Below are 26,133 nucleotides of genomic sequence, written 5' to 3'. Positions count from 1 at the left end.
CGTGGTCGCCTGGCTGCTGCCGCGCCTGACCGGCCGCCGGCCGGCTCTCGTACGCCTCCTGGCCGCCGGGTCGGGGGCAGCGCTGCTCGCCGGCGCCCTGGCCGTCGAGATCCTCCCGACCGCCTGGGACCTGCCCTGGGACCCGCCCGCCTGGACGGCTCAGGCGCTCTCGCTGGTCGCGATCGTGCTGGTCGCCGCGGCCGCCTCGGTCTCACCGGGCTCTGACGCAGACTCAGGTGCGGCCTCAGCTTCAGGCTCCGGCTCGGGCCGCCGCTTCGCCCGGCGCCCCGAGGGACGCCAGCCGCGCAGCCGCATCATCCGGCGCTCGAAGAAGATGTAGGACAGCGCCGCGATCGGAATGGTGACGGCGAGCGTCATCCCCAGGACGGTCCAGAAGCGGTCGTTGAAGGTGCCGAACCCGAGCAGCTCCATGCCCATCAGCAGCACGAACATGTGGATCGAGAAGACGCCGTAGGAGATCTCGCCCAGCGCGCTGGGCACCGGACTGGCCAGCCAGCGGCGTACGGGGCCGTCGAGCTCGGGCCCGAAGACCAGCGGGAAGATGACGCACACCGCGACCGCGCCGTAGAGCACGCACTTGAGCGCGGACTCGGCCGGTGTCGGCGCATCGACCAGTCCGATCGGGCCGGTGATCGGCGTGCAGGCCGCGACGAAGAGCCCCAGTGCCAGCAGCCACCAGCCGGCCAGGTCGCGCGCGGCAGCGTCCAGCCGCGCGCGCATGCCCGGGTCGACCGAGCAGGCCGCGAGCGCGGTGCCGGCCAGGAACCACGGCAGGTAGGCCGGCAGCCACTCGGCAGCGAACGGCTGGTCGAACCAGGTCCGGGCGCCTGCCGCGAAGGCCACGCCGCCGATCGAGAGCAGCAGGCAGACGACCAGCACACGGCGTACGTCCAGGCGGTCCCGCGGCGTCAGCAGCCGCACCACCAGCGGCAGCGCGAGGTAGAAGGCGACCTCGGTGCACAGGCTCCACATGTGCGCCAGGCCGTAGGCGTGCGTGTCCTGGGTGTAGATCTGGGTCAGGGTCAGGTTGGCGATCCAGCCGCCGACGCCGACGTCGGAGTTCGCGGGTGCAGCGATCAGGCAGACGGCCACGACGACCCAGTAGAGCGGCAGGATCCGCAGCGCCCGCTTCCACAGGTAGCGTCCGGTGCTCGGCGGCGGAGCCCCGGCGGCGCTGGCCGCGAACCACGGCCTGGCCAGCAGGAACCCGGAGACCACGAAGAAGAGCGCCACGCCGAGGTCGAAGTGGGCCAGCATCGCCCCGGTCCACCCCTGCGGGTAGCGGCCGGTGTGGAACCCGACGTGGGTCAGCACGACCATCAGCGCCCCGACGGCGCGCAGCGCGTCGAGCGTGGGGAATCGGCGGTCCATAGCGCCTCGGGCTTCGCTTCGGCCGTCCATCATCAGCCTTCGTCCTCAGGTCCTGAGATCGGGTCGCCGAACGGCACCACGCTGCCGACCTCGATGCCACCCAGGCAGGGCTTCGACCCCGGAGTCAGGCTCTGGAGGCCGATGGTGTCGAAGCGTCCCTCGCCGGTACGCAGGTAGAGGCTGCGGAACCCGGGCTCGACCTCGACGTCGTAGGAGTGGTCGCCGGCGGTCACCCGCATCCGGCCCGCGTCCTTGTCGGCAGCCACGTAGGCGATCCGGATCCACCACCCGGCGCCGTCGACGCCGCCGTCCAAGCCCACCTGGAGCGGTGTCTGCCGCACGCGCAGATTGCACTTGTCCAGGCTCGGTGTCGGGTCGACGGCGCCGACCGAGCGTCGCTCGGGCTCGACCAGGGCCGGCCGGATGTGGCCGTCCTTGTCGACCAGGTAGAGATTGTCGGTGCTGGCCCGGGGGAACGCCATCTTGTCCGACAGTGGCCGGAGGACCCGGCTCACCTGGTTGTAGGGGTACGACGCGCCCCAGACCATCCACTCGGGCACCGGCCCGTCCGCCATCGGCAGCGGCTCGTCGACCTCGGCCAGGTCGGCGCGGACGGTGTCGATGTAGCGCCGGGTGTTGTCGTCGTCGTGCCAGCCCTGGACGTAGGAGTAGGACGAGAAGAGCCCCAGCGCGGCGACGACCGCGGTCGCCACCGCGACCCGCCGGGGGACGTCGAGGAAGGGCGACGTACGCGTCGGGGTGAGCGTCTCCACCGCCCCGCGCAACGGCAGCGTGGCCAGCGCCAGCGCCATCGCGGTGACCGCGATCGTGTCTGTGAGGTAGCGGTAGGCGAGCGCGATGTCGGCGCCGACTCCGCCGGCCCGGATGGCGGTGATCAGAGCGATGTCGATGACGAGGATGCCGCCGACCAGCCACCAGGCCCGCAGCGCGATCGAGCGGGTGCGGGCGAGCTCGAAGGTCAGCAGCGCGAGCACGCCGACGGCGAGCACCGAGACCACCGCGCCGGGCTCGGCCCAGCCGGCGGAGTTGCCCTCGATCCACTTCCACCGCAGCGGTCCGCCGACCACGCCGGGCGCCCACGACTCCAGCAGGAACCGCTGGGCGACCAGCGCGAACCCGTTGGCGTCGGAGCTGCCCGACGCCTTCGACGATCCCGCGCCCAGGGTGAGGTAGGCGACCACGGAGCCGATCGAGACGACCCCGTAGAGGAGCACGCCGGGCAGGTAGCGAGTCAGGATCGTCCGCAACCGGGTCAGGATGTCGCCGGTGGCGAACCAGCCCAGCGCCAGCACGGCGTAGGGCCAGAACAGCAGCATCGCCTTCTCGCCGAAGGCGATGGCGGCCAGCGTGATGAGGATCGTCAGCAGGGCCCAGCGGAACCGCCGCGTACGCAGGTAGTTGAGGTGTGCCCACGACCCCCAGAAGATCGCGGCGAGGAACGGCAGCTGGGTGATCCCAGGACCCCAGGACAGGAACGCCGGCAGGCTGATCGAGCTGAACAGGAACAGCGCCAGCGGCGGCAGGATCCCGCGCCGCTTCCCGAACGCGGAGCAGAGGAAGACCAGCGCGCCCAGGTTCGCGATCGCCTGCAGCACGAGGAGCTCGACGGCCGGATAGGCCCAGGCGTAGGGGTCGAGGCCGAAGTTGTAGGCCGTCAGCGCGAACGCTCCCGGCATCAGGTGTCCGGCGAACCCGTGGAAGAGCAGGTCGGCCGAGAGCCCGTCCGACATCAGCTTCGACATGAAGTTGGCGTCGTCGAAGCGGTACCACGAGCCGCTCAGCGCCCAGGCGCGGAAGGCGAGCTGGGCCACGATCAGGGCGAGCGCGGTCGCCACGACACTTCGGGGAGTCGCGAGCAGGCCGTCGGCAGCGGGCGCGTCTGCGGGCCCGCCGGTGTGCCCGGCAGCGGTGGTGGCGGAGTGGGGGGAGGACACGAAGAGGAAGTGTCGCACAGCGGTTTGTGACCCGTTGCACACCGGACCGGGTATTGCTGCTACGGTTCGCGGATCGAGGGGGGAACTGAGGCCTTGGGAGGGGCAAAAACATGCGAAGAGTGATTGGTTACGTCTTCTTGCTGGTCGGCGCGTTTGCGCTGGTCGCTGCCGCGGTAGCGGGCTTCTGGGGCCGGGACGCCGCGGCGACCGTGCCGCTCAACGTCAACACCACGACGGTCCTGGACGGCACTGCCAGCGGCGCGCTGGCCAAGTCGGATACCCCAGTTCCGGTGAAGTACACCCGGACCACCGAGGCGGCGCCGAAGGAGTCGACCGACGACGTCGTCGTCTTCGTCGAGGCCGGCTGCATCATGATCCAGGAGGGCGACACGCCTCCGTGCGCCCGCGCCGAGGACGACGACCGCGTGGTGACCACGACGGAGCGCGCCTACGCCATGGACCGCAAGACCTCCGAGGTCGTCGAGGACCAGGCCAAGTACGTCGGTGAGGACCGGGCCGTCGACGGCATGACCGGCCTGGCCGGCAAGTTCCCGTTCGACACCCAGCGCCACGACTACGAGTACTGGGACGACACGCTCGGCACGACCGTCATCGCCACCTACGTCGACGACGTCGACGTCGAGGGCGTGAAGACCTACCAGTTCGAGGTCTCTGCCTCCGAGGACGACGCGTCGCTCTCGGCGGGAGACGACGGGGTGAAGGACACCGAGGACGACATCCGGGGCACCTACGAGGCGACCCAGACGATCTTCGTCGAGCCGACCACCGGTTCCTACATCGACCAGAGCGCGACCCAGAAGATGGTCACCAGCACCGGCATGGTGCTGATCGACGCCGACATGAGCTACTCCGACGAGACCGTCTCCAACAACGCCGAGGACGCGAAGGACAACATCGCCCAGCTCAACCTGATCGGCACCTGGATCCCCGTCGGCGGCGTCGTCGCCGGCCTGATCTTCCTGCTGATCGGCCTGTGGCTGGCGCTGCGCGGTCGCAAGCCCAACGGTGGCGCCCACGCCGCCGCGGACGACCGCACCCTGGTTGATGCCTGAGGCTCAGCACACACCAGCGTCAACGTCTGCGGGCCCGGAGGACAGTCTCCGGGCCCGCAGACGTTTTCCATGCCTGGTTGAGCTGGACCCTGTCTAGCTGCTCGCCAGGTCCGCACCGAAGATCGCGGTCCCGGGGGTCAACAGCCCCCGGGTGCGCGACCAGCCGCCCCAGACCCGCTCGTGGTCCTCGGGCCACTCGGGCTCGACCAGGTCGGTGATCCGGAACCCGGCACCGGCCAGCAACGAGACCCAGTCCCCGAGGGTGCGGTGGTGCTCGACGTACGACACCTCGCCGGTCTCGTCGTCGACCTCGACGTAGGGGGTGCGGTCCCAGTAGGACTGCGCCGCGATCAGGCCCTCGGGGCCGGGGTCGTCGGGGAACATCCACCGTGTCGGGTGGGTGATCGAGAACGCGAAGCGGCCGCCGGGCCGAAGGACGCGGGCCGTCTCGGCGAGCGCGTGGGCGATGTCGCTGACGAACTGCAGCGCTCCGAAGGAGCAGAAGACCACGTCGAAGGAGTCGTCGGCGAAGGGCAGGTCGGTGGCGGTGGCCTGCACGGCGGGCACGACCACGCCGGTCTGCTCGTCGAGGCGCCGGGAGTGCTGGAGCTGGCGACCCGACAGGTCCAGGCCGATCGCGCGCCCGCCCTGGGTGTTCACCCACCGGGAGCACTGACAGGCGCCGGAGCCGAGCTCGAGCACGTCCTTGCCGCTGATGTCGCCGAGGATGCCGAGATCGGCCTCGGTCAGGCCCTCCGGTCCCCAGACGAACCCGGCCTCACCGAGGAACGGTCCGTGCGTTGCCTGGTACTCGTCGGCGTAACGATCCCAGTCGGGGCCGTTCGCACGGCGCGACTCGGCTTCACCGACCGTACGTCGCTCGGCTCTGACCACAGGGCCGGTCGTTCCGATGGTTTCGATCGCGCCGAAGGGATCGATGGGCGCCTCCGGTCGGACGACCGGGCTGATGGCTTGGTCCACCCCTACAGCGTAGGCCCAGCGGGGTGACGTCGACAGTTGGACGGAGCCTGTGACGGGAGCGTAGGCTAAGAAACTGCGTCTGAAGTCTGCCCGGGTCCCAGACCTAGTGGACCTTGGCTTGCTACCTCGACCGCCGGTTCACGCCGGGCGACGAAGCCTGTTGTGCTGGTGCCGGCAGGGGTGGCCGACCCGAGACTTGAGCCGTGTGTGACCCGACGATATCTGTCCACCCAAGGAAACCACCTCCCTTATGACGAGCACGCTCAACATTCCTCTTCCCGACTACGACGCGCCTCAGGTCGCGATCAACGACATCGGGTCGGAAGAGGACTTCCTCGCCGCGATCGACGAGACCATCAAGTACTTCAACGACGGCGACATCGTGGACGGTGTCATCGTCAAGGTCGACCGGGACGAGGTCCTGCTCGACATCGGTTACAAGACCGAAGGTGTCATCCCGTCGCGCGAGCTCTCGATCAAGCACGACGTCGACCCGTCCGAGGTTGTCGAGGTCGGCGACAAGGTCGAGGCCCTGGTGCTCCAGAAGGAGGACAAGGAAGGCCGCCTGATCCTGTCCAAGAAGCGCGCGCAGTACGAGCGCGCCTGGGGCACGATCGAGCAGGTCAAGGAGGAGGACGGCGTCGTCGAGGGCGCGGTCATCGAGGTCGTCAAGGGTGGTCTCATCCTGGACATCGGCCTGCGTGGCTTCCTCCCGGCCTCCCTCGTCGAGATGCGTCGCGTCCGCGACCTGCAGCCGTACGTGGGTCAGACCCTCGAGGCCAAGATCATCGAGCTCGACAAGAACCGCAACAACGTGGTCCTGTCGCGCCGTGCCTGGCTCGAGCAGACCCAGTCCGAGGTTCGCCACGGCTTCCTGACCCAGCTCCAGAAGGGTCAGATCCGCAAGGGTGTCGTCTCCTCGATCGTCAACTTCGGTGCGTTCGTGGACCTCGGCGGCGTCGACGGTCTCGTCCACGTCTCGGAGCTGTCCTGGAAGCACATCGACCACCCGTCCGAGGTCGTCACCGTCGGTGACGAGGTCACCGTCGAGGTTCTCGACGTGGACATGGACCGCGAGCGTGTCTCCCTGTCGCTGAAGGCGACCCAGGAGGACCCGTGGCAGCACTTCGCCCGCACCCACCAGATCGGTCAGATCGTCCCGGGTAAGGTCACCAAGCTGGTGCCGTTCGGTTCGTTCGTCCGTGTCGAGGAGGGCATCGAGGGCCTGGTGCACATCTCCGAGCTGGCCGAGCGCCACGTGGAGATCCCCGAGCAGGTCGTCCAGGTCAACGACGACGTCATGGTCAAGATCATCGACATCGACCTCGAGCGTCGTCGCATCTCGCTCTCGCTCAAGCAGGCCAACGAGACGGTCACCTCGACCGACGTCGAGGAGTTCGACCCGACGCTCTACGGCATGCCGGCCAGCTACGACGAGCAGGGCAACTACCTCTACCCCGAGGGCTTCGACCCGGAGACGGGCGAGTGGCTCGAGGGCTACGACGAGCAGCGTGAGAAGTGGGAGCAGCAGTACGCTCAGGCCCACGCTCGCTGGGAGGCCCACATCAAGCAGCAGCAGGAGGCCGCGGAGAAGGCTGCCGAGGCCGGCGAGGCCACCTCCTACTCCTCGGGTGGCTCGGTCGACGAGACCGTCTCCGAGGACGAGGGCGGCTCGCTCGCCTCCGACGAGGCGCTGCAGGCTCTCCGCGAGAAGCTGACCGGCGGTCAGTGAAACGCTGAGACGACTGGAGCGAGGTCGAGCGGCGAGCTTGCTCGTCCGCTCGAGCCGAGCGAAGGAGTAACCGCGCGAAGCGCGGAGCTGAGGCTCTGAAACGCCGAAGACCCGGTCCCTGTCGTGGGGCCGGGTCTTCGGCATCTTCAGGTGCACTCATTCGGGTGCCCGTCTCTCAGTGCCAGCGGACTGCGGGGAGGAAGTCGGGGTCGGAGGCGTGGGACCGCGGGGCGGCCTTGGGGCGGTCGTGGCGTACGGTCGAGATGGTGGCGTAGGCGGCGACGGCGAGCAGGACGATGAGGGCGAGGAGTGCTGTGTTCATGGCAGTAATTCTTCGCTACCAGGTATTCCTGCCACATTGGCAGAAATGCCTAAGTTGCGCGATTTCCTGCCAACTGGCACCCTTCTAAGGTGCTTAGGAACGTAGCTGCGGTGATCTGGGACGGTGTCGCCCCCTTCGAGTTCGGAGTCGTGTGCGAGGCGTTCGGGCTCGACCGGCGTGACGACGGGGTGCCGCTGCTGGAGTTCGGCGTCTGTTCGCTCGAGCCCGGCTTGGTACGTACGAACCTGGGCTTCGGGATCGAGGCCACGTACGGTCTCGAGCGGGCCGACGAGGCCGACCTGGTGTGTGTGCCGGCGATGCGCAGGGGAGACCCGGTGCCGCCGCTGGTGGCCGAGACGCTGCTGCGCGCCTATCACCGTGGCGCCCGGATCCTGACCGTCTGCGGCGGGGCCTTCGCACTGGGTGCGGCGGGTCTGCTCGACGGGCGTGAGTGCACCACCCACTGGAAGTACACCGACGAGCTCGCGGAGAGGTTCCCCGAGGCGAAGGTGGTGCCCGAGGTGCTCTACGTAGACACCGGGCAGATCATCACCAGCGCCGGCACCGCCGCCGGACTGGACGCGTGCCTGCACATCTGGCGCCAGGAGTACGGTGCAGCGGTCGCCTCGGCCGTGGCCCGGCGCATGGTCGTGCCGCCCCAGCGCGACGGCGGGCAGGCGCAGTTCATCTCCCACCCCGTGCCGGAGGTCGACGCCGAGACGCTCGGTCCACTGCTGGCCTGGATCGTGGAGAACCTCCACGAAGACCTCGACGTGGACTCGCTGGCCCGGCAGGTGCTGATGTCGCCGCGTACGTTCGCCCGCAGGTTCCGCGCCGAGACCGGCGCGACGCCCTATGCCTGGATCACCGCCCAACGGGTGCGCCGGGCGGAGGAGTTGCTGGAGCGCACCGACCGATCGGTGGAGTGGATCGCGGGCGAGGTCGGCTTCGGCAACGCCGCGGCGCTGCGCCACCACTTCACCCGCGTGCGAGGGCTCTCCCCGCAGGCCTACCGGCGCCGGTTCGCCTGCAGCGACAGCCTCGACGCGGCCATGCCCGCCTAGGCGGCGTGAGGCGCTGACAGCGGCCCCACTAGGTTGGGCCCATGCGCGTAGGACTCACCGGCGGGATCGCCTCGGGGAAGAGCACGGTGTCGGAGCTTCTGGCCGGGTTCGGGGCGGTGATCGTGGACTCGGACAAGATCGCCCGGGAGGTCGTCGAGCCGGGCACACCGGGGCTCGCGCAGGTCGTGGCGGAGTTCGGGCCCTCGGTGCTGACCGAGTCCGGTGCGCTCGACCGGGCCAAGGTGGGGGAGATCGTCTTCGCCGACCAGGGCGCCCGTGAGCGGCTCAACGCGATCGTGCACCCGTTGGTCGGGGCACGCTCCGCGGAGCTCGAGGAGGCCGGGCGGACGGCCGGAAAGCTGGTCGTCAACGACATCCCGCTGCTGGTCGAGGTCGGCTACGCGCCCTTCTTCGACGAGGTGATCGTCGTCGACGTACCGGTCGAGACCCAGGTCGAGCGGGCGATCGCGCGCGGGATGACCGAGATCGACGCCCGCGCCCGCATCGCCGCGCAGGCCAGTCGCGAGGATCGGCTCGCCGCGGCGACGTACGTCATCGACAACACCGGCACCCTCGACGACCTGCGGAAGCGCGTGCGGGAGATCTACGACGCACTCGCCGGAACGTGTTAATAGGCGGGGTTGCTGACATACTCGGCCGCGTGACTGGGGGCAAGCACACCGATTCAGAGGATCAGCGGCGTCGGCCGAGGCGTTGGATGAGACCGGTGATCGCGGGTGCCGTGCTGGCCCTGGCGGCCGGCGCGGGCGCGGCGGCGGTGACCGTCGGAATGCCGACGAGGGTCGAGGACGAGCCGAACAGGCCGGCCAATGCCACCACGAAGACCGACCCCAAGAAGGACACCACCCCGCTCGCCTGGGGGCCGACGCGCGGAGAGCTGGCGACCGCCCGCGAGCTGGTGTCGGGCTGGGACGAGAAGCAGCTCGCCGGACAGGTGATCGTCGGCCGCTACCACGGCACCGACCCGGCCAAGGCCGCCAAGATGGTGCGCAAGCTCCACCTCGCCGGCGTCAGCGTGACCGGCGAGAACGTCGTCGACGAGGCACAGGTGCGCGAGACGACCGCCGCGGTCTCCCGTGCGGTCGCGGCTGATGGCCGCTCGTTCCCCGCGGTGATCGGCGTCGACCAGGAGGGTGGCGTCGTCTCCCACCTGCGCGGCGTGGCCACCGAGTTCCCCGAGTTCGCACGCACGGGGGATGCCATCGAGGCGAAGCCGGGCAAGGGAGTCACGGTGACGACCGAGGCGGCGCGGACGACGGCGCTCGAGCTGCGCGACCTGGGCTTCACCTGGGCGTTCGCGCCGGTCGCCGACGTGACCATCGGCGCGGCCGATCCGACGATCGGCTCGCGTTCCCCGAGCGAGGACCCGAGGATCGCCGCGACGGCGGTCTCCGCGGCCGTGCAGGGCTACAACGCCGCCGGCCTGGTCTCCACCACCAAGCACTTCCCGGGCCACGGCGCGGTCACCGGTGACACCCACCTCGGGCTCCAGGAGCTCGACTTCGGGAAGAAGAAGCTCAAGCGCCGCGACCTGGTGCCGTTCGACGCCGCCGTGGACGCCGGCGCACCGGCCGTCATGATCAGCCACGTCGACGTCAAGGCCGTGGCACCCGGGAAGCCGGCCAGCATGGCGGCCCCCATCTACGACCTGCTCCGCGACGACCTCGGCTTCGACGGCATCGCCGTCACCGACTCGTTGGGCATGGGCGCCGTCACGACCACCACCAAGAAGCCCTCGGTGGCCGCCCTCGAGGCCGGCGCCGACCTCCTGCTGATGCCGGCCAACTCCAAGGCCGCCCACCGCAGCGTCGTCAAGGCTCTGCGCTCCGGCCGCCTCGAGCGCTCACTCGTCGAGGACGCCGCCGCGAAGGTCGTCGCCATGCAGCTGTGGCAGCAGCGCACCGCCGGCGCAGTGCCGGTTCCCGGCGACGTACGCGAGCAGGCGGAGCGGGCCTCCGCGGCACTCTCCGAGGCTGCCTCGCAAGGCTGACGCTTCGCTGCGGCTGTTCGTGGCACCATCGACGCATGACGGTGGTGCTGCACGTCGACCTGGACCAGTTCATCGCGGCGGTGGAGGTGCTACGCCGGCCCGAGCTGGCCGGTCAACCGGTGATCGTGGGTGGGCGCGGGGACCCGACCGAGCGGGCGGTGGTCTCGACGGCCTCCTATGAGGCTCGGGCGCACGGGGTGGGTTCGGGGATGCCGCTGCGGCTGGCGGTGCGGAAGTGTCCCGACGCGGTGCTGCTGCCGGTCGACCACGTGGCCTACGACGAGGCCTCCGCGGGCGTCATGGACACGCTGCGATCGCTGGAGTGGGGCGGCGTACCTGTCCTGGTCGAGGTCCTCGGCTGGGACGAGGCGTTCCTCGGGCCCGGCCCCGGTCACGGCGACCTCGGCGATCCGGCGGCCTTCGCCCAGGACGTACGCGATCTCGTGCTCGAACGCACCCGGCTACGCAGCGGCGTCGGTGTCGGCGACAACAAGCTGCAGGCGAAGCTCGCCACGGGGTTCGCCAAGCAGCGGGTCGACGGTGCCCTCGCGCGTGAGGCCGGTGCTGGCGGCCACGAGCCCGGACCGGGCGGGCAACTGCGGGGGACCGGCGTCTACCGGATCACCCATGAGACCTGGGACGCCGAGATGGGTCACCGTCCGACCGACGCGCTGTGGGGGATCGGGGCGAAGACCGCGAAGCGGCTCGCCGGGCTCGGGATCGAGACGGTCGCCGACCTGGGAGCGGCCTCGGCGGAGCGTCTGGCCGCCGAGATCGGCCCCACGACCGGCCCCTGGCTGCGCCGTCTGGGCCGTGGCGCCGACACCAGCCCCGTGGACCCGTCGCCGTGGGTCGCGCGCGGCCACGGCCACGAGGAGACCTTCCAGCAGGACCTCGTCGAGTGGCCCGACATCGTCGCCGCGACCCGCCGCCTGTGCGCCGAGTGCCTCGTGGACGTGGTGAAGGAGGGCCGCCCGGTGACCAGGGTCGAGATCAAGGTGCGGCTCAAGCCGTTCTTCACCGTCACCCGCGGCCACAAGCTCCCCGAGCCCACCCTCGACCCCGACCGCCTAGCGGACGAGGCCGAGGCGCTCCTGGAGCGGGTCGAGAAGGACCGCCCGGTCCGCCTGATCGGCGTACGCCTGGAGATGGCTCCGCCGCCCGGTGGCTACTGACCGCCCGAAACTGCAGTTGTGGCGGTCGAAACTCTACTTTCGTCGCCCAGAACTACATTCTCGGCGCGCCAAAACTACAGATTCGGCGCCCCTCCAGGAGGGGCGCCGAATCTGGGGTTGGGATCAGGCCGCGAGGTCGGGGTCTGCGAAGCGGCGCAGCTTCTGCAGGGCCTCGCGCTCGAGTTGGCGTACGCGCTCGGCGGAGATGCCGTGCTTGACGCCGATGTCGGCGAGCTTGTGCTGACGGCCGTCCGTGAGCCCGTAGCGGGAGCGGACGATGTCGGCGGAACGCTCGTCGAGCTGGCCGACCAGCGAGTTGAGCCGCTCGCGCGACTCGACGTCGATGACGTCCATGTCAGGCGACGGTGTGGACTCCTGAGCCATCAGGTCACCCAGCGAGGTGTCGCCGTCCTCGTCGATCGGCGTGTCGAGCGAGACGTGGTCACGCCCCCAGGAGAGCAGGTCGAGGACGCGGTCGATGTCCATTCCGAGCTCGCCGGCGATCTCCTCCGGCTCCGGGTCGCGACCCAGCTGACGCTCCAGGGTGCGGCGGGCGCCGCCGACCTGGTTGAGCTCCTCGACGACGTGGACCGGGAGCCGGACCACACGCGCCTGCTGCGCGATGCCGCGGGTGATCGCCTGGCGCACCCACCACGTCGCGTACGTCGAGAACTTGTAGCCCTTGGTGTAGTCGAACTTCTCAACGGCCCGGATCAGGCCGGTATTGCCTTCCTGGATCAGGTCGAGCATCGGCATCTGCGCGCGGCCGTACTTCCGCGCGATGGACACCACCAGTCGCAGGTTGGCGTTGATGAACTGACGGGTGGCGCGGTGGCCTTCCTCGGCCAGCCACTCCAGCTCGGCTCGGGTGGCCCCACCGGGTGCCTTCTTGCGGCCGACGCGGCCCTCGGCCAGCAGATGCTCGGCCATCAGGCCGGCCTCGATCGCCTTGGACAGCTCAACCTCTTTGGCAGCATCCAAGAGCTCGTTGCGGGCGATCTCGTCGAGATACAGCCCGACGCTGTCACGGCCCTCGATCTCTCGGGTGGCAGTGGCGGTGCGTGTCGCCATGGGAACCTCCTCACGGTGAGGTTTGTGGCCTCACGGTGGTTTCAACGCTTCGCCCCTCCCAGGTGTTCCCTGGTAGAGCGCCTTGTCATCGAATCCGTCTTCGATCTCTTGTCCGGTTCGACGTACGCCGCGGGCGATAAGTTGCATCGCGAGGTGAATCTCAGGGGTTTCTCATGGAGTACCCCGAGATCCCCGCAGATATGCCCTACGAAGAGGTCACCTGGTCGATCATCCAGGCGAGACTGGACGCCCGGTCCTCCCACGCCTTGTAGCGCCCCGAGACTCCTCCGTGTCCGGCCGCCATCTCCGTCTTCAGGAGTACGTCACCAGGATTCTCTGTCGTCGCGCGCAGCTTGGCGACCCATTTCGCGGGCTCGACGTAGAGCACGCGGGTGTCGTTGATGCTGGTCTCGGCCAGGATCGGCGGGTAGTGCTGCCGGGTGACGTTCGTGTAGGGGTCGTAGGAGGACATGTAGTCGTACGTCTCCTTGTCGGCCTCCGGGTTGCCCCACTCGTCGTACTCGGTGACCGTCAGCGGCAGCGTCGCGTCGAGCATCGTGGTCAGCGCGTCCACGAACGGCACCGCGGCCACGATCGCGCCCACGGCGTCGGGCGCCTGGTTGGCGACCGCGCCCATCAGCAGCCCGCCGGCGCTGCCGCCCTCGGCGATGATCTGGCTGGGCGTCGACCAGCCCGACTCGGCGAGGTGGCGCGCGCAGGCGATGTAGTCGGAGAAGGTGTTCTGCTTCTTGAGCATCTTCCCGTCGTCGTACCAGGCCCGGCCCATCTCGCCGCCGCCGCGGATGTGGGCGATCGCGAAGCCGATCCCGCGGTCCAGCAGGCTCAGCCGGGCGATGGAGAAGTAGGGGTCCATGCTGGCCTCGTAGGAGCCGTAGGCGTAGAGCAGGACCGGGATCGGCCCGGTCTCGTGGAGCCCCTTCTTCGCCACGATCGAGATCGGCACCCGTACGCCGTCCTCGGCCGTCGCCCAGAGCCGGTGCTCCTCGTAGTCGTCGCGGTCGTAGCCACCGAGCACCGGGGCCTGCTTGAGCAGCGTCAGCTCGCGGCTGCGTACGTCGTAGTCGTAGACCGAGGCCGGGGTGCGCATCGTCGTGTAGCCGAGCCGCACGATCGGGCTCTCGAAGGTGGGGTTGGAGCCCGAGCCGATGGTGTAGAGCTCGTCGTCGAACTTCACCAGGTAGTCGTCGGCGACACCGTTCTCACCGAGCTCCAGGATGCGGAGCTGGGTCAGGCCCTCGCTGCGCTGGTGCACGACCAGGTGGCCGGCGAAGGCGTCGACGTCCTCCAGGCGTACGCCTTGGGTGTGGGGGACGAGCGGCTGCCACTCGGTCCGCGGGGTCGGGGCGATCGGCGCGGTGGCGATCTCGAAGTCGGGACCCGAGGCGTTGTGGGTGACCAGGAAGACGTCCTCGCCGGCGATGGTGGCGTGCTCGATGGAGTACTCGACGCCCTCCTCGCGGGCGGCGAAGACCTGCCAGCCGGCGTCGGGGTCGTCGAGGTCGAGGAAGCGGTATTCGGCGGTGATCTTCGCGGCGGTGCCGATGAACATGAACCGGTCGGACTTGGTCCGTCCCACGCCGACCCAGAACCGGTCGTCGGTCTCGTGGAAGACCAGCTCGTCCTCGTCCTGGCTGGTGCCGAGGCGGTGGCACCAGATCTTGTCGGCACGCCAGGACTCGTCGGCGGTCGTGTAGTAGAGCGCCGAGGACTCGCGGTCCCAGGTGGCGCCGCCGTGGACGTTGGTGAGCTCGTCGTCGAGCAGCTCGCCGGTGGTGAGGTCCTTGACGCGTACGGTGTAGCGCTCGTCGCCGGCGACGTCGGTCGCGTAGGCGAGCAGGGTGGTCGACGGGCTCACGCTGGAGCCGCCGAGGCTGAAGAAGTCGTGGCCCTCGGCGAGCGCGTCGAGGTCGAGCAGCACCTCCTCGCCGGGGAGCGCGGGCTGGTCGTGGGTGACGTCGGCCGGGGTCGGCGGGGTCCAGTCGTCGGGGTCGGTGGCCTTCACCCGGCAGCTCGCGCCGTACTGCTTCCCCTCGAAGCTGCGGCCGTAGTACCAGTAGCCGCGCGATCGCGTCGGGACGCTCAGGTCGGTCTCGAGAGTGCGTGCCTTGATCTCCTCGAAGATCTGCGTGCGCAGGTCGGCGAGGTGGTCGGTCTGCTCCTTGGTATAGGCGTTCTCGGCCTCGATGTAGGCGATGACCTCAGGGTTCTCCTTCTCCCGAAGCCACTCGTAGTCATCGGTCCGGGTCAGGCCGTGGAACTGCTTGGACGAGGGCTTCTTGGGGGCGATCGGCCAGGGCGTCGAGGAGAGGGCGGCAGACATGAACGAGACCCTATCCCCGCCACCCTCGCTGCCTCGACCACGGGACCGGCGCGCCCGGTCCATCGCAACGCGCTATCGCACACCTTGGTCGTCTGGCGCGATACTGCACCCGCTCGCCGCGACGGCGAGATCGAGCCGGGGGAGTGGGCGTCAGGACTCGCTGAACGGCTGCAGGTCGGGGTCGTCGACGGCGTACGACCTCACCGGACCGGCGGGAGTCTCGGCGGTCTCGAAGCGCACGGTCACGACGCCCCGCCCCGAGCCCCAGACCCAGCCGCGGCCCATCTCGGCGTGGACGACGTCCATCCCGGCCGCCCAGGTCGGCCGCCGCGCCGGCTCGGGCAGGGGGAGGTCGGGCTCGGCGTCCTCGTCGGTGTCGTCGCCGAAGAGGTCCTCCTGGATCCAGTCGGCGAGTCCGGAGACGCCGACCCCGAGAAGGCGTACGCCCCCGGCCGTCTCGCCTGCGGTGAAGAGCTCGCCGAGCAGGGTCCTGGCCAGGCGGGCGATGGTGCCGGCCTGGTCGGTCGGCGCCGGAAGGGTCGTGGACCGGTTGATCGTGGTGAAGTCGTAGAGCCTGACCTTGATCGTGATCGTGCGGCCCGAGAGCCCGTTCTTCTTCAGCCTGGCGGCGACCTCGCCGGCCTGTCGGGTGAGGATCTGCTCCATGAGCGGCCGGTCGGTCAGGTCGGTATCGTAGGTGCCTTCCACGCTGACCGACTTGGTCTCGCGCTCGGGCTCGACGCGGCGATCGTCCTGAGCCCTGGCCAGCTTGTAGAGGTTGGTGCCGTGGGACTTGCCCACCAGGCGTACGAGCTCCTCGACGCTGACCTGCTCCAGATCGGCCACGGTGTGGATGCCCGCGCGGCGCAGGCGCTCGGAGGTGGCAGGACCGACGCCGGGGATCACCTTGACGTTCATCGGACGGAGCAGGTCGAGCTCGGTGCCGGGCGCGACCACGACCAGGCCGTCGGGCTTGTCGAGGTCGCTGGCGATCTTCGCGATGAACTTCGAGCTGGCCAGGCCGACGCTGGCGCTCAGCCCGCCGGTGACCTCGGCGACCTCCTCGCGGATCCTCGAGGCGGTCGCGGTGACGGTGTCGACCTCGAGGTCGGGGAGGTCGGCGGCGGCGAGGTCGACGAAGGCCTCGTCGAGCGAGAGCGGCTCGACCAGCGGGGAGAGTTCGCGCAGGATCCCGAAGACCTGCTCGCTGACCTTCTTATAGGCATGGAAGCGCGGGTAGAGGAAGGCGGCGTGCCCGCACAGCGCGCGGGCCTCGCGGGTCGACATCGCCGAGCGCACCCCGAAGGTCCTGGCCTCGTAGGAGGCGGTGCTGACCACGCCGCGTCCTCCGATGCCGCCCACGACCACCGGCTTGCCGCGCAAGGACGGCTTGTCGCGCTGCTCGACCGAGGCGAAGAACGCGTCCAGGTCGAGGTGCATCACCGACGCGTGCGCTCTCATGGTGGCAACCTATCTGGCAGCGGGGACAGTCTGAGGCGGGCCGTTCACCGTCCACAGGTGCGGTTGGGGAGGCGGTTGTCCACAGGCACGGTTATTGGCGACGAAACTGTCGGTGGGTCGCGGCGAGTGTGGTCCGCATGACCACGAAACTCTCCATCGCCCGTCCCGAGGACGTCCTGGCGGCAGTCCCAGTCCTGCTCGGCTTCCAGCCAGAGAAGTCGATCGTCATGCTGACCTTCGGCGGTGAGCATCAGGTCCATGGCAGGATCGACCTACCTCCGCCGGACGAGGTCGAGGACTGCCTGGACAGCCTGCTGCTGCCCGCCGTCCGACACCAGGTGCGCGGCGTCCTGCTCGTCCTCTACGACAGTGGCTCGCGCTTCGGCGTGAAGCTCGCCCGCCGTCTCGCCGAGAGGCTCGCGGAGTGCGAGATCGACCTGATCGGGTGCCTGCGGGTGCAGGACGGCCGGTGGTTCGACCCGCTCGGGTTCCACGGCGTTTCCGAGGACGGCGTGCCCTTCGACGTCGGTGCGCATCCGTTCCGCGCCCAGGCGGTCTACGACGGACATCTGGTGCGCCGCTCGCGCACCGAGCTGGCCGCCTCGATCGCCGCGGTGCCCGAGGCCGTCGCCGAGACCGAGGCGGCTCTGGAGCAGGCGTCGTCGATGAAGATCTACGAGGTCGGCCGACTGGTCGACGACGCGGTGGCCGGGACGGTGCTGTCGGCCACCCAGATCGCCTCCCTGCTGCTCGCGCTGCGCGACCCGCAGCGGCGCGACGCCGCCTGGGGCGGGATGACCCGGGAGGAGGCGAGGGCCCACGTGCGTCTGTGGACCGATGTCGTACGCCGCAGCCCCGACGACCACGTCGCCCACCCGGCCGCCGTGCTGGCCTTCGCCGCCTGGCTGGGCGGCGACGGTGCGCTCGCCTGGTGTGCGCTCGACAGGTGTTTCGCGAGCGAGCGTCACCACGGTCTCGGGGTGCTGGTCGCGCAGATGCTCGAGGGTGCGGTTCCTCCGACGGCCTGGGAGGAGGCGCTCACCTGGTCGGACCGTCCGGCCTAGTCGTTGCGGTAGCGCAGCCGCTTCCACCGGCGACTCAGCCCCGAGCGTGGATCGACCCACGCGTTGCGGGTCACCACGACGTACGTCAGGGGTGTGCCGATCTCCCGGAACGCCTGTCGGGCGGCGGAGAGCCAGCGGAGGTCGACGTCCTCGATCTCCAGGCCGCCGGCACGCGTCAGCCACACAATGGGCTCGGGCACGCCGACCCGACGGCGCATGCTGTGGATGATGTCGGTGCGCAGCCACTGGTCGGTGGGCTCGTCCTCGCGATGCGCGTGGGCGACCTCCTTGCCGCCCGGGATGCCGAGATGGACGAGCGCCAGGAACGAGCGTCGATGCTCGGTGGCGGTGTGGTCGAGCACAGCACGTCGCAACCGCTTCTCGAGCACTGGCGAGAGCGGCTCGTGCAGCCCTTCGACGGACGTCTCGGACAGAGTGGGCATGGTGGCCATGGGCCTAGCGTGCAACGGACGCCGGATTCCCGCGACCGTCTTTCCACAGGCATGACCACGTACTGCACCGCGAGATGAGGCAGGATGTCCCTTATGCCTTCTCTCCACATCACCGGCGACGAGGCCGCCGACAAGCTGCTCTCCGAGGATCCGTTTGCGCTGCTGCTGGGTATGGCCCTGGATCAGCAGTATCGGATGGAGGATGCGTTCAAGGGCGGTCACAAGCTGGTGACCCGCCTCGGCCACCTGGATCCCGCCAAGATCGCCGAGATGGACCCCGAGGAGTTCAAGACGATCGCCTCGACGCCGCCCGCGATCCACCGGTTCCCCGGCTCGATGTCGGCGAAGGTGCAGGGGATCGCGACCATCGTCACCAACGAGTACGGCGGCGACGTCTCCCGGCTGTGGACCGAGGCCACCAGCGGCAAGGACCTGCTCAAGCGGGTCCAGGCGCTCCCGGGCTTCGGGAAGCAGAAGGCGCAGATCTTCGTATCGCTGCTGGCCAAGCAGCTGGGAGTGCGGCCCGATGGCTGGCAGGAGGCCGTCGGTGACTACGCACTCGATGGTTACCGTTCTGTGGCTGACGTCGTCGACGTTGCGTCGTTGCAGAAGGTACGTGACTACAAACAGCAGAAGAAAGCCGCAGCCAAAGCAGCCGGATGAGTTGCTGGGGGACATGATGCCCCGGATGGGGAATGTTCACCACCATCGTGGCAGAATGAATCTGCGGCTCTTGACGACCCCGGGCCCTGCCGCGCCCAAACTCAGTTTTTGATAAGTCTCGACCAAGTTCGACGGAGAGGTGTTCGTGTCCTCGAACGCGCGCAAGATACCTGCTGAGGTACTCGCCCACCCTGCCGTGAAGGCGCTGATCGACCAGGCCAAGCCAACCGGACGGGTCAGTCCCGACCAGGTCCGCCAGGCCAGCGAGGATGCCGCGGTCGAGCCCAGGCACCTCAAGGCACTGCTCGGTCACCTGAGCACGCTCGGCATCTCGGTGGACCTAGGCACCGCCGTCACCGGCCGTGCCGCGGCGGCGACTACCTCGACCCGCAAGACGACCACGGCCAAGGCGCCGGCGAAGAAGGCGGCCGCCAAGAAGGCGGCGGCTGCGCCCGCGAAGCCGGCCACCGAGGTCGCGGCGAAGAAGGCCGATGAGCCCGAGCCGAAGAAGACGACCGAGATCGACGAGGACGGCGAGGAGATCGTCCTCGAGGACGTCGAGGTCGACGTCGACGACATCGAGGTCGACGACTCGGACAACGACACCGACGAGGAGACCCCGGTCGTCCCGCTCGGTCCTGACGGCAAGAAGGTCCTGCCCGACATTCCCGACGAGCAGTTCGAGAAGGATGTCGCCGCCGATCCCACGATCAAGGAGGACGAGAAGGAGGCCTCGAAGCAGAGCTTCGTGGTCTCGACCTCCGACGACACCGACGAGCCGGAGCAGACCGTCATGGTCGCCGGCGCGACCGCCGACCCGGTCAAGGACTACCTCAAGCAGATCGGCAAGGTCCCGCTGCTCAACGCCGAGATGGAGGTCGAGCTCGCCAAGCGGATCGAGGCCGGCCTCTTCGCCGAGGAGAAGCTCGGCAAGGGCGGCAAGATCACCCCGAAGATCCTCGATGAGCTCGAGTGGATCGCCGAGGACGGCAAGCGCGCCAAGAACCACCTCCTCGAGGCCAACCTCCGTCTCGTCGTCTCGCTGGCCAAGCGCTACACCGGCCGCGGCATGCTCTTCCTGGATCTGATCCAGGAGGGCAACCTGGGTCTGATCCGTGCGGTCGAGAAGTTCGACTACACCAAGGGCTACAAGTTCTCGACGTACGCCACCTGGTGGATCCGTCAGGCGATCACCCGCGCCATGGCCGACCAGGCCCGCACCATCCGTATCCCGGTGCACATGGTCGAGGTCATCAACAAGCTCGCGCGCGTCCAGCGCCAGATGCTCCAGGACCTGGGCCGCGAGCCCACCCCGGAGGAGCTGGCCAAGGAGCTCGACATGACCCCGGAGAAGGTCATCGAGGTCCAGAAGTACGGCCGCGAGCCGATCTCGCTCCACACCCCGCTGGGTGAGGACGGCGACTCCGAGTTCGGCGACCTGATCGAGGACTCCGAGGCGATCGTCCCGGCCGACGCGGTCTCCTTCACGCTGCTCCAGGAGCAGCTGCATGCGGTGCTCGACACGCTCTCCGAGCGTGAGGCCGGCGTCGTGAGCATGCGCTTCGGCCTGACCGACGGTCAGCCGAAGACTTTAGACGAGATCGGCAAGGTCTACGGGGTCACCCGCGAGCGCATCCGCCAGATCGAGTCCAAGACGATGTCGAAGCTGCGACACCCGTCCCGATCGCAGGTTCTGCGCGACTATCTCGACTGAATCTGGCTAAGATCTCCTCGAACGCCTTCCCGGACTTCTGGGAGGGCGTTCGCCATTTCCGCAGACTCGCCCGCCACAACTGCGGATTCGGCTAGGTTGCACGGGTCGGTTTGTCCGCGTCCCGGGAGGTCTTCTCGTGCCTATGCGTCTCTCACGTCCACACCGGCCGGCCCTGGCCGCGGCCGGAGCGCTGCTCGGTGGCCTGCTCGTCGCGGTGCCGATCACGGCGGTCGCCTCGGCCGCCGAGCCCGACTGGAACGCCTGCCTGGAGGGCACCACCGACCGACAGGCGGTCTTCGAGCGAGCGGCGGAGACCAGCGGGGTGCCTGCCGAGGTGCTGCTCGCGGTCTCCTACATGGAGTCGCGCTGGGATGCCCACGGGGAGGCACCGAGCACATCGGGCGGCTACGGACCGATGCACCTGACGGACCTGCCGGCCCTGGCGAAGGACACCGAGGCCCATCTCGACCCGCTCGGCAAGGGCGACGGCTCCAACCTGCCCGCAACCACCACGCGCCAGCGCGAGGAGGCGGTCCGGCTGGGTGAGGTCGAGACGCTGCGTACGGCCAACGACATCACGGGGATCCCGGTCACCGACCTGCGCGAGGACGCGGTCGCCAACATCTGCGGTGGCGCCGCCGTCCTCGCCGACTACCAGGAGGCCGCGGGCGGGGCCGAGAGCCTGGCGGACTGGAGTGCGGCAGTGGGCCGCTACAGCGGGGCCGCCGACGAGGCGACCGCGCTCAAGTTCGCCCGGCAGGTGTTCGCGACGCTGAGCGCGGGGGAGTCGCGTACGACCAACGACGGGCACCAGGTCACTCTGGCCGCGAAGCCGGTCGCCGCCAGCGAGGAGGCGATCGGACGGCTGGACCTCGCCGAGTCCGCGACCGGGGACGCGGTCGAGTGTCCGGCGGTGCTCGGCTGTGAGTCGCTGCCGGCGCCCTACGAGCAGACCGGCGACACGATCGGCGACTACGGCAACCACGACCTCGGCAGCCGGCCCGAGGAGGGTTCGGTCGACTACATCGTCATCCACGACACCGAGACCTCCTACGACGGCACCGTGAGGCTGGTCCAGGACCCGACCTACCTCGGCTGGCACTACACGCTGCGCTCGGTCGACGGCCACGTCGCTCACCACATCCCCGGGAAGGACGTCGGGTGGCACGCCGGCAACTGGTACGTCAACAGCCACTCGATCGGGCTGGAGCACGAGGGGTACGCCGCCGACGGAGCGTGGTACACCGAGGCGATGTACCAGACCTCGGCCACCCTGGTCGGCTACCTGGCCCAGAGCTACGGGATCCCGCTGGACCGGGCCCACATCATCGGCCACGACCAGGTCCAGGGCGTCGCTCCGGCCAACGTCGCCGGGATGCACTGGGACCCGGGCCCCTACTGGGACTGGAGCCACTACTTCGACCTGCTGAGGTCGCCGATCAAGGCCGACCGGAAGTCGCGCAGCGAGATCTGGACGGTCAAACCCGACTTCGACACCAACACCGACAACGTGATGACCGGCTGCACGGAGGCGGGCGTACCGTGCCCGAGCGACCGGGGCACCAACTTCGTCAACGTCCGCTCCGAGCCCTCGACCGACGCTCCGCTGCTGCCGGACACCGTCGTCGGCGGGTCGGCCAAGGTCTCCAACTGGGGCCCGCGCCTGGCGGCCGGGCAGAAGGTCGTCGTCAACGACCGGACCCGCTCGACGTGGTGGGGAGTCTGGTTCGGCGGCAAGCAGGGCTGGATCCAGAACCCCCGCGACGTACTCCTGCCCTCCGACGGCAAGGTCGTCACCCCGAAGGCCGGCACCACCGCGAAGATCTACGGCACCGCCTATCCGACGAAGGCCAGCGACTACCCCGACGGCGTCACGCCGCGGACGATCGCGCCGCTGCAGTACACCATCCCCGCAGGTCAGAAGTACGTCCTGGCCGACGCGACGGTGCCGACCGACTACTACAAGGCGGTCAACTTCAACTGCGCCACCGTCGACGGCATCCCCGACTGCATCGTGATCACCGGCGGCACGGTCTACTACCAGATCTGGTTCAACCACCGGATCGCGTACGTCATGGCCGACGACGTGACAGTCACCAACGGCTGACCGACCCCAGCCGAGACCGCAGAAGATGCGGCCGAGAAGGTAGTTGTGGGCGACGAAACCAGAGTTTCGTCGCCCACAACTACCTTCTCGGCCGCCAGAACTACCGATTCGGCGGGGAGGGGTCAGCTGGCGTCGGTGTTGAACTCGTTGTCGACGTAGATGTCCTCTGTGGCCGGGGCCTTCTTGATCATCTCGACCGACTCCATGAAGTCGGCGAACTCGCCGAAGCCGGTGGGGGTCAGGGACCAGGTGACGTCGGGATCGGTGATCTGGGTCTTGACCTCGGCGGCGGTGAGCTCGCCCTCGGACTCGGCGGAGAGGATCTCCGCGGCCTGGGCAGGGTCGTCGCTCAGCAGGGCGTTGGACTCCTTCAGGGCCGCGTAGAAGGCCTTGGTGAAGTCGGGGTTGGCGTCGAGGAAGTCGGGCTTGGCGTAGATCGCGTTGAAGGTGGTGCGACCGAAGAGGTCGTAGCTCTTCAGGATCGGGTGGGCGCCGGCCTCGGCCTCCTGCGCGACGAACGGCGGGGCGGTGAGGTGGCCGGCTATCTGGCCGGAGACGAGCGCCTGGAGGCCGTCGGGGTGGCCCATGCCGACGATGTTCTTGTCCAGGGCATGCGGGTCGCCGAGCTGCTCGCCGGCGGCCTTGCGCAGCGGCAGCGACTGGATCGAGTCGGGCGCCGGCATGGCGATCTTGGCGTCCTTCGGCAGGTCCTTCAGCGACTTGATCGCGGGGTCGGTGACCATGAGCTGGAGGTTCATCTGGTTCATCGCGGCGACCGTCTTCCAGCCGACGCCGGCATCGACACCGACCAGGAACGGCGAGGCGCCCATCGAGGCGACCTGGACGTCGCCGGCGATGACCGCGTCGCGCAGCGCCCCGCCGGAGTCGAGCTCCTGCCACTTGATCTCGGTGTCGGGCAGCGCCTTCTCGAGCGTCTTCTGCTCCTTGATGACCAGCAGGGTCGCGTACCCGAGGCCGGGCTGGTAGCCGATCGTGATCGTGTCGGCCGGTCCGTCGTCCGCGCCGGCGCCGCAGGCGGTGAGTACGCCGGTGAGCAGGGTGGCGGCGAAGACTGCGGCCAGGCTGCGTACGCCTCGACGCGATCCTCGACGGGAACCTCGATAGGACATGGTGGAGCTCCTTGACGTGGGGTTGGCGGAGAGTGTCAGGCGGTCTTCATGCCCCAGCGCACGACGGTGCGGCGCTCGAGCCAGCTGAAGACGAGGTCGAAGAGGATCCCGATCAGCGCGATGGTGACCAGGCCGGCGAAGGCATCGGCGATGTGCAGGTAGGTCTTGGCGTTGTTGATGAAGTAGCCCAGACCGCCGCCCTCACCGGCGACGCCGAAGACCAGTTCGGCGGCGATGATCGTGCGCCAGCCGAAGGCCCAGGCGCTCTTCAGGCCGGAGACGGTGTGGGGGAGGGCGGCGGGGACGAGGACGTACCAGACCAGGCGTACGCCGCGCAGCCCGATGTTGCGCCCGACCGCGACCACGGTGGGATTGGCCGTGCGGAAGCCCTGGCTCACGTTGATCGCGATCGGCCAGATCACCGCGTTGGCGATCACCACGATCAGAGCCGTGGTGTTGATGCCGAACCACAGCATCGCCAGCGGCAGGATCGCGACCGCCGGGAGCGGGTTGAGCATCGAGGTGAGCAGGACCAGAAGGTCCTCGCCGATCTTCGTCCAGGTGGCGAGCGTGGTCAGCACGGCGGCGGCCACGATCCCGATGACAAGCGCCTGGCCGAGGATGCGCAGGGTCAGCAAGGTCGAGTCGACCAGAGCTCCGCTGCGTACGCCCTCGACCATCGCCTGCGCGACGTCGAGCGGCCCGACGAGCACGAGCGGGCTGACTCCGCCGAACCTGACACCGAGGTCCCAGGCGAGCAGCAGGACGAGGAGCAGGAGGCCGCGGCGTACGGCGGTGGGGATGTCGCCCCAGCGGGGCAGTCTCCTCTGCAGGTCGCCGGGCAGGTCGGCAGCGGTCCGGGAGGCGGTGGGCGGGGGAGCGGTCTGGGTCATGCTGCCGCCTCGCTCTCGCCGGACCCGTCGGTCCCGTCGCCGGCGAGCAGGGACCGCAGGCGGGTCTGGGCGGCGACGAAGGCCGGATCGGTGGGGTCGTCGAGGCCGCGTACGTCGAGCGTGTCCACGACGTGCGACGGGGGCGTCGAGAGGACGACGACCTGGTCGCCGACGTAGACCGCCTCGGCGATGCTGTGGGTGACGAAGAGGACGGTGATTCCGGTCTCGGCGGCTACCTCTTTGAGCTCGCGCTGGAGGCGATCACGGGTCTGGGCGTCGAGGGCGCCGAACGGCTCGTCCATGAGGAGTACGTCGGGTTCGAGCGCCAGCGCGCGGGCGATCGCGACCCGCTGCTTCATGCCGCCCGAGAGCTGGTGCGGATAGCGCGCCCCGGCCTGGTCGAGCCCCATCGTCGTCAGCCAGCGGTCGGCTCGCTCCCGGGCCTGCTCGCGGGTGCGTCCGTTGGCGCGCAGCGGGAACTCCAGGTTGCCCCGCACGGTGCGCCACGGGAAGAGCTGGTCGAACTCCTGGAAGACGACCGCCCGGTCGGGCCCCGGGGTGGCGATCGAGGTGCGGCCGGAGACGGTGATCGTGCCGGACCAGGGGCGTAGGAACCCGGCCGCGGCCTTCAGGATGGTCGACTTCCCGCAGCCCGACGGACCGAGCAGCATCGTCGTCGATCCACGCGGGACGGAGAACGAGACCCCGCCGACGGCGAGGTGCGGCTCACCGTCGACGAGATAGCCGAGGCGTACGTCGCTGACCTCGAGCATGGACACGGAAGGCCTCCAGGGATGTGGTCGTCAGAGTCGACTTAGAAAACTAAGTCACTCGACTATAGCGACCTGGAGAAGTGCTGGCCGGAGCGGCCCAGGGGTCGGACTTCTCGGGTGTTTCCTGCACTTCTCGGGCAATGCAACACCTGAGAAGTGCAGGGATACCCGGTTAACCGGGTATCCCGCCCGCGGCTACGGCGTGATGACGACCCCCACGACCCAGGTGATGGTGGCGAGGGTGGCGGCGGTGGCGTCGATCAGGATGAACAGGCCCATCGCCTTGAGGGCGGTCCAGGTGGAGGCCCAGGCGACGCGCGCGTCGCCGCCGTGGCGACGGAGCTCGGCGAGGAAGACGCCGACGGGGAAGCCGACGAAGAGACCGACGACGGGGATCACGAAGAAGCCGATGATGGCCAGGATCGCGCCGACGATCTGGGTCGACAGCGGCATCCCGGAGTCCTTGAGGTGCTTGCCGGGAATGGCGTACTTGGTGATCAGCCCGATGGCGATGAAGGCGGCCGAGATGCCGAAGATCACCCACCCGGTGGACTCTCCCAGCCAGATGGCCCAGCCGAGGATCGCGGCGGCGACGAGCAGCGCGCCGCCGGGGAGGACAGGGACGATGATGCCGGCGATGCCGAAGGCGATGACCAGCGCGACGAGAACTTCGACGAGACTCACGGAGCGAACCCTAGCCCCGTGGTACCCCACAGACGCCGAAGGCCCGGACCGTCGTGGTCCGGGCCTTCGGGGAGT

General features: G+C 69.3%; 22 protein-coding genes. 10 read left to right on the top strand and 12 right to left on the bottom strand.

Annotated features, from left to right (window positions below):
• Nucleotides 1-159: 159 nt before the first annotated feature.
• Together OH802_RS23550 and OH802_RS23545 are read right to left on the bottom strand one after the other, a co-directional pair.
• Nucleotides 160-1,392, bottom strand: coding sequence for an acyltransferase family protein (locus tag OH802_RS23550; protein ID WP_406022648.1), 1,233 nt, complete (start codon nt 1,390-1,392; stop codon nt 160-162).
• A 32-nt stretch (nt 1,393-1,424) separates the two neighbouring features.
• Nucleotides 1,425-3,347 (bottom strand): hypothetical protein, encoded by a 1,923-nt coding sequence (locus tag OH802_RS23545; RefSeq protein WP_406022646.1) that lies wholly within the window; start codon nt 3,345-3,347, stop codon nt 1,425-1,427.
• 110 nt (nt 3,348-3,457) lie between these two features.
• Here OH802_RS23545 and OH802_RS23540 point away from each other — a divergent pair, with 110 nt between their 5' ends.
• On the top strand, nt 3,458-4,420 hold the full coding sequence (locus tag OH802_RS23540) for a DUF3068 domain-containing protein (RefSeq protein ID WP_406022644.1): 963 nt from the start codon (nt 3,458-3,460) through the stop codon (nt 4,418-4,420).
• Between the two features lie 93 nt (nt 4,421-4,513).
• Here OH802_RS23540 and OH802_RS23535 read toward each other — a convergent pair whose 3' ends face one another.
• Nucleotides 4,514-5,401 (bottom strand): class I SAM-dependent methyltransferase, encoded by an 888-nt coding sequence (locus tag OH802_RS23535; protein WP_406022642.1) that lies wholly within the window; start codon nt 5,399-5,401, stop codon nt 4,514-4,516.
• A gap of 250 nt (nt 5,402-5,651) precedes the next feature.
• On the opposite strand from OH802_RS23535, the gene rpsA reads away from it, so the two are divergent.
• On the top strand, nt 5,652-7,133 hold the full coding sequence (gene rpsA / locus OH802_RS23530; protein ID WP_350661292.1) for a 30S ribosomal protein S1: 1,482 nt from the start codon (nt 5,652-5,654) through the stop codon (nt 7,131-7,133).
• 175 nt (nt 7,134-7,308) lie between these two features.
• Here rpsA and OH802_RS23525 read toward each other — a convergent pair whose 3' ends face one another.
• Entirely contained in the window at nt 7,309-7,455 is a 147-nt protein-coding gene (locus tag OH802_RS23525; RefSeq protein ID WP_406022640.1) for a hypothetical protein, read from the bottom strand.
• A gap of 89 nt (nt 7,456-7,544) precedes the next feature.
• Between OH802_RS23525 and OH802_RS23520 the strand changes: the two genes are divergently transcribed.
• The 4 genes from OH802_RS23520 (at nt 7,545) to OH802_RS23505 (ending at nt 11,705) form a co-directional block, all read left to right on the top strand.
• On the top strand, nt 7,545-8,519 hold the full coding sequence (locus tag OH802_RS23520) for a helix-turn-helix domain-containing protein (RefSeq protein ID WP_406022638.1): 975 nt from the start codon (nt 7,545-7,547) through the stop codon (nt 8,517-8,519).
• A gap of 41 nt (nt 8,520-8,560) precedes the next feature.
• The gene (gene coaE / locus OH802_RS23515) at nt 8,561-9,151 is read left to right on the top strand and encodes a dephospho-CoA kinase (RefSeq protein ID WP_406022636.1); all 591 of its coding nucleotides are present in this window, start codon (nt 8,561-8,563) and stop codon (nt 9,149-9,151) included.
• A gap of 86 nt (nt 9,152-9,237) precedes the next feature.
• Nucleotides 9,238-10,530, top strand: coding sequence for a glycoside hydrolase family 3 N-terminal domain-containing protein (locus OH802_RS23510; RefSeq protein ID WP_406022634.1), 1,293 nt, complete (start codon nt 9,238-9,240; stop codon nt 10,528-10,530).
• A 35-nt stretch (nt 10,531-10,565) separates the two neighbouring features.
• On the top strand, nt 10,566-11,705 hold the full coding sequence (locus OH802_RS23505; RefSeq protein ID WP_406022632.1) for a DNA polymerase IV: 1,140 nt from the start codon (nt 10,566-10,568) through the stop codon (nt 11,703-11,705).
• Nucleotides 11,706-11,828: 123 nt separating this feature from the next.
• Here OH802_RS23505 and OH802_RS23500 read toward each other — a convergent pair whose 3' ends face one another.
• The 3 genes from OH802_RS23500 to OH802_RS23490 all read right to left on the bottom strand — a co-directional run bounded on the left by OH802_RS23500 (nt 11,829) and on the right by OH802_RS23490 (nt 16,578).
• A complete protein-coding gene (locus OH802_RS23500) occupies nt 11,829-12,776 on the bottom strand; it encodes an RNA polymerase sigma factor RpoD/SigA (protein WP_406022630.1) in 948 nt (315 codons plus the stop codon).
• Nucleotides 12,777-12,981: 205 nt separating this feature from the next.
• Nucleotides 12,982-15,117: a S9 family peptidase gene (locus tag OH802_RS23495; protein ID WP_406022628.1), complete on the bottom strand. Its 2,136-nt coding sequence runs from the start codon at nt 15,115-15,117 to the stop codon at nt 12,982-12,984.
• Nucleotides 15,118-15,267: 150 nt separating this feature from the next.
• On the bottom strand, nt 15,268-16,578 hold the full coding sequence (locus tag OH802_RS23490; protein WP_406022626.1) for a DNA polymerase IV: 1,311 nt from the start codon (nt 16,576-16,578) through the stop codon (nt 15,268-15,270).
• Nucleotides 16,579-16,715: 137 nt separating this feature from the next.
• On the opposite strand from OH802_RS23490, the gene OH802_RS23485 reads away from it, so the two are divergent.
• Nucleotides 16,716-17,642 (top strand): DUF4192 domain-containing protein, encoded by a 927-nt coding sequence (locus OH802_RS23485; RefSeq protein ID WP_406022624.1) that lies wholly within the window; start codon nt 16,716-16,718, stop codon nt 17,640-17,642.
• On the opposite strand, the gene OH802_RS23480 is transcribed toward OH802_RS23485, so the two are convergent.
• Entirely contained in the window at nt 17,639-18,094 is a 456-nt protein-coding gene (locus OH802_RS23480) for a hypothetical protein (RefSeq protein ID WP_406022622.1), read from the bottom strand. The genes OH802_RS23485 and OH802_RS23480 overlap by 4 nt on opposite strands.
• A gap of 84 nt (nt 18,095-18,178) precedes the next feature.
• Here OH802_RS23480 and OH802_RS23475 point away from each other — a divergent pair, with 84 nt between their 5' ends.
• From OH802_RS23475 to OH802_RS23465, 3 genes are all read left to right on the top strand, one after another.
• The gene (locus tag OH802_RS23475; protein ID WP_406022620.1) at nt 18,179-18,757 is read left to right on the top strand and encodes an HhH-GPD-type base excision DNA repair protein; all 579 of its coding nucleotides are present in this window, start codon (nt 18,179-18,181) and stop codon (nt 18,755-18,757) included.
• Nucleotides 18,758-18,896: 139 nt separating this feature from the next.
• Nucleotides 18,897-20,471 carry an RNA polymerase sigma factor gene (locus OH802_RS23470; protein ID WP_355231231.1) on the top strand — a complete coding sequence of 525 codons (1,575 nt, stop codon included), beginning with the start codon at nt 18,897-18,899 and terminating at the stop codon, nt 20,469-20,471.
• Between the two features lie 142 nt (nt 20,472-20,613).
• The gene (locus tag OH802_RS23465; protein WP_406022618.1) at nt 20,614-22,578 is read left to right on the top strand and encodes an N-acetylmuramoyl-L-alanine amidase; all 1,965 of its coding nucleotides are present in this window, start codon (nt 20,614-20,616) and stop codon (nt 22,576-22,578) included.
• Nucleotides 22,579-22,700: 122 nt separating this feature from the next.
• Here OH802_RS23465 and OH802_RS23460 read toward each other — a convergent pair whose 3' ends face one another.
• From OH802_RS23460 to OH802_RS23445, 4 genes are all read right to left on the bottom strand, one after another.
• Nucleotides 22,701-23,708, bottom strand: coding sequence for an ABC transporter substrate-binding protein (locus tag OH802_RS23460; RefSeq protein ID WP_406022616.1), 1,008 nt, complete (start codon nt 23,706-23,708; stop codon nt 22,701-22,703).
• Between the two features lie 35 nt (nt 23,709-23,743).
• A complete protein-coding gene (locus tag OH802_RS23455) occupies nt 23,744-24,601 on the bottom strand; it encodes an ABC transporter permease (protein ID WP_406022614.1) in 858 nt (285 codons plus the stop codon).
• A complete protein-coding gene (locus tag OH802_RS23450) occupies nt 24,598-25,374 on the bottom strand; it encodes an ABC transporter ATP-binding protein (RefSeq protein WP_406029385.1) in 777 nt (258 codons plus the stop codon). Before OH802_RS23450 ends, OH802_RS23455 begins: the two co-directional genes overlap by 4 nt.
• A 195-nt stretch (nt 25,375-25,569) precedes the next feature.
• Entirely contained in the window at nt 25,570-26,058 is a 489-nt protein-coding gene (locus OH802_RS23445; protein ID WP_406022612.1) for a DUF456 domain-containing protein, read from the bottom strand.
• Nucleotides 26,059-26,133 lie beyond the last annotated feature (75 nt).

The sequence above is a fragment of the Nocardioides sp. NBC_00850 genome, assembly GCF_045207335.1.
GTDB lineage: Bacteria > Actinomycetota > Actinomycetes > Propionibacteriales > Nocardioidaceae > Nocardioides.
The sequence above is the reverse complement of the archived record's forward strand: the minus strand, read 5'-3'. Positions and strand labels throughout refer to the sequence as shown.

Excerpts from the sequence above, each read along its gene's own strand:
- coaE (WP_406022636.1), top strand. The coding sequence starts at position 8,561 with ATGCGCGTAGGACTCACCGGCGGGATCGCCTCGGGGAAGAGCACGGTG.
- OH802_RS23500 (WP_406022630.1), bottom strand. The coding sequence starts at position 12,776 with ATGGCGACACGCACCGCCACTGCCACCCGAGAGATCGAGGGCCGTGAC.
- OH802_RS23525 (WP_406022640.1), bottom strand. The coding sequence starts at position 7,455 with ATGAACACAGCACTCCTCGCCCTCATCGTCCTGCTCGCCGTCGCCGCC.
- OH802_RS23540 (WP_406022644.1), top strand. The coding sequence starts at position 3,458 with ATGCGAAGAGTGATTGGTTACGTCTTCTTGCTGGTCGGCGCGTTTGCG.
- OH802_RS23460 (WP_406022616.1), bottom strand. The coding sequence starts at position 23,708 with ATGTCCTATCGAGGTTCCCGTCGAGGATCGCGTCGAGGCGTACGCAGC.
- rpsA (WP_350661292.1), top strand. The coding sequence starts at position 5,652 with ATGACGAGCACGCTCAACATTCCTCTTCCCGACTACGACGCGCCTCAG.
- OH802_RS23455 (WP_406022614.1), bottom strand. The coding sequence starts at position 24,601 with ATGACCCAGACCGCTCCCCCGCCCACCGCCTCCCGGACCGCTGCCGAC.
- OH802_RS23480 (WP_406022622.1), bottom strand. The coding sequence starts at position 18,094 with ATGGCCACCATGCCCACTCTGTCCGAGACGTCCGTCGAAGGGCTGCAC.
- OH802_RS23465 (WP_406022618.1), top strand. The coding sequence starts at position 20,614 with ATGCGTCTCTCACGTCCACACCGGCCGGCCCTGGCCGCGGCCGGAGCG.
- OH802_RS23450 (WP_406029385.1), bottom strand. The coding sequence starts at position 25,374 with ATGCTCGAGGTCAGCGACGTACGCCTCGGCTATCTCGTCGACGGTGAG.
- OH802_RS23495 (WP_406022628.1), bottom strand. The coding sequence starts at position 15,117 with ATGTCTGCCGCCCTCTCCTCGACGCCCTGGCCGATCGCCCCCAAGAAG.
- OH802_RS23485 (WP_406022624.1), top strand. The coding sequence starts at position 16,716 with ATGACCACGAAACTCTCCATCGCCCGTCCCGAGGACGTCCTGGCGGCA.
- OH802_RS23475 (WP_406022620.1), top strand. The coding sequence starts at position 18,179 with ATGTCCCTTATGCCTTCTCTCCACATCACCGGCGACGAGGCCGCCGAC.
- OH802_RS23510 (WP_406022634.1), top strand. The coding sequence starts at position 9,238 with ATGAGACCGGTGATCGCGGGTGCCGTGCTGGCCCTGGCGGCCGGCGCG.
- OH802_RS23505 (WP_406022632.1), top strand. The coding sequence starts at position 10,566 with ATGACGGTGGTGCTGCACGTCGACCTGGACCAGTTCATCGCGGCGGTG.
- OH802_RS23550 (WP_406022648.1), bottom strand. The coding sequence starts at position 1,392 with ATGGACCGCCGATTCCCCACGCTCGACGCGCTGCGCGCCGTCGGGGCG.
- OH802_RS23490 (WP_406022626.1), bottom strand. The coding sequence starts at position 16,578 with ATGAGAGCGCACGCGTCGGTGATGCACCTCGACCTGGACGCGTTCTTC.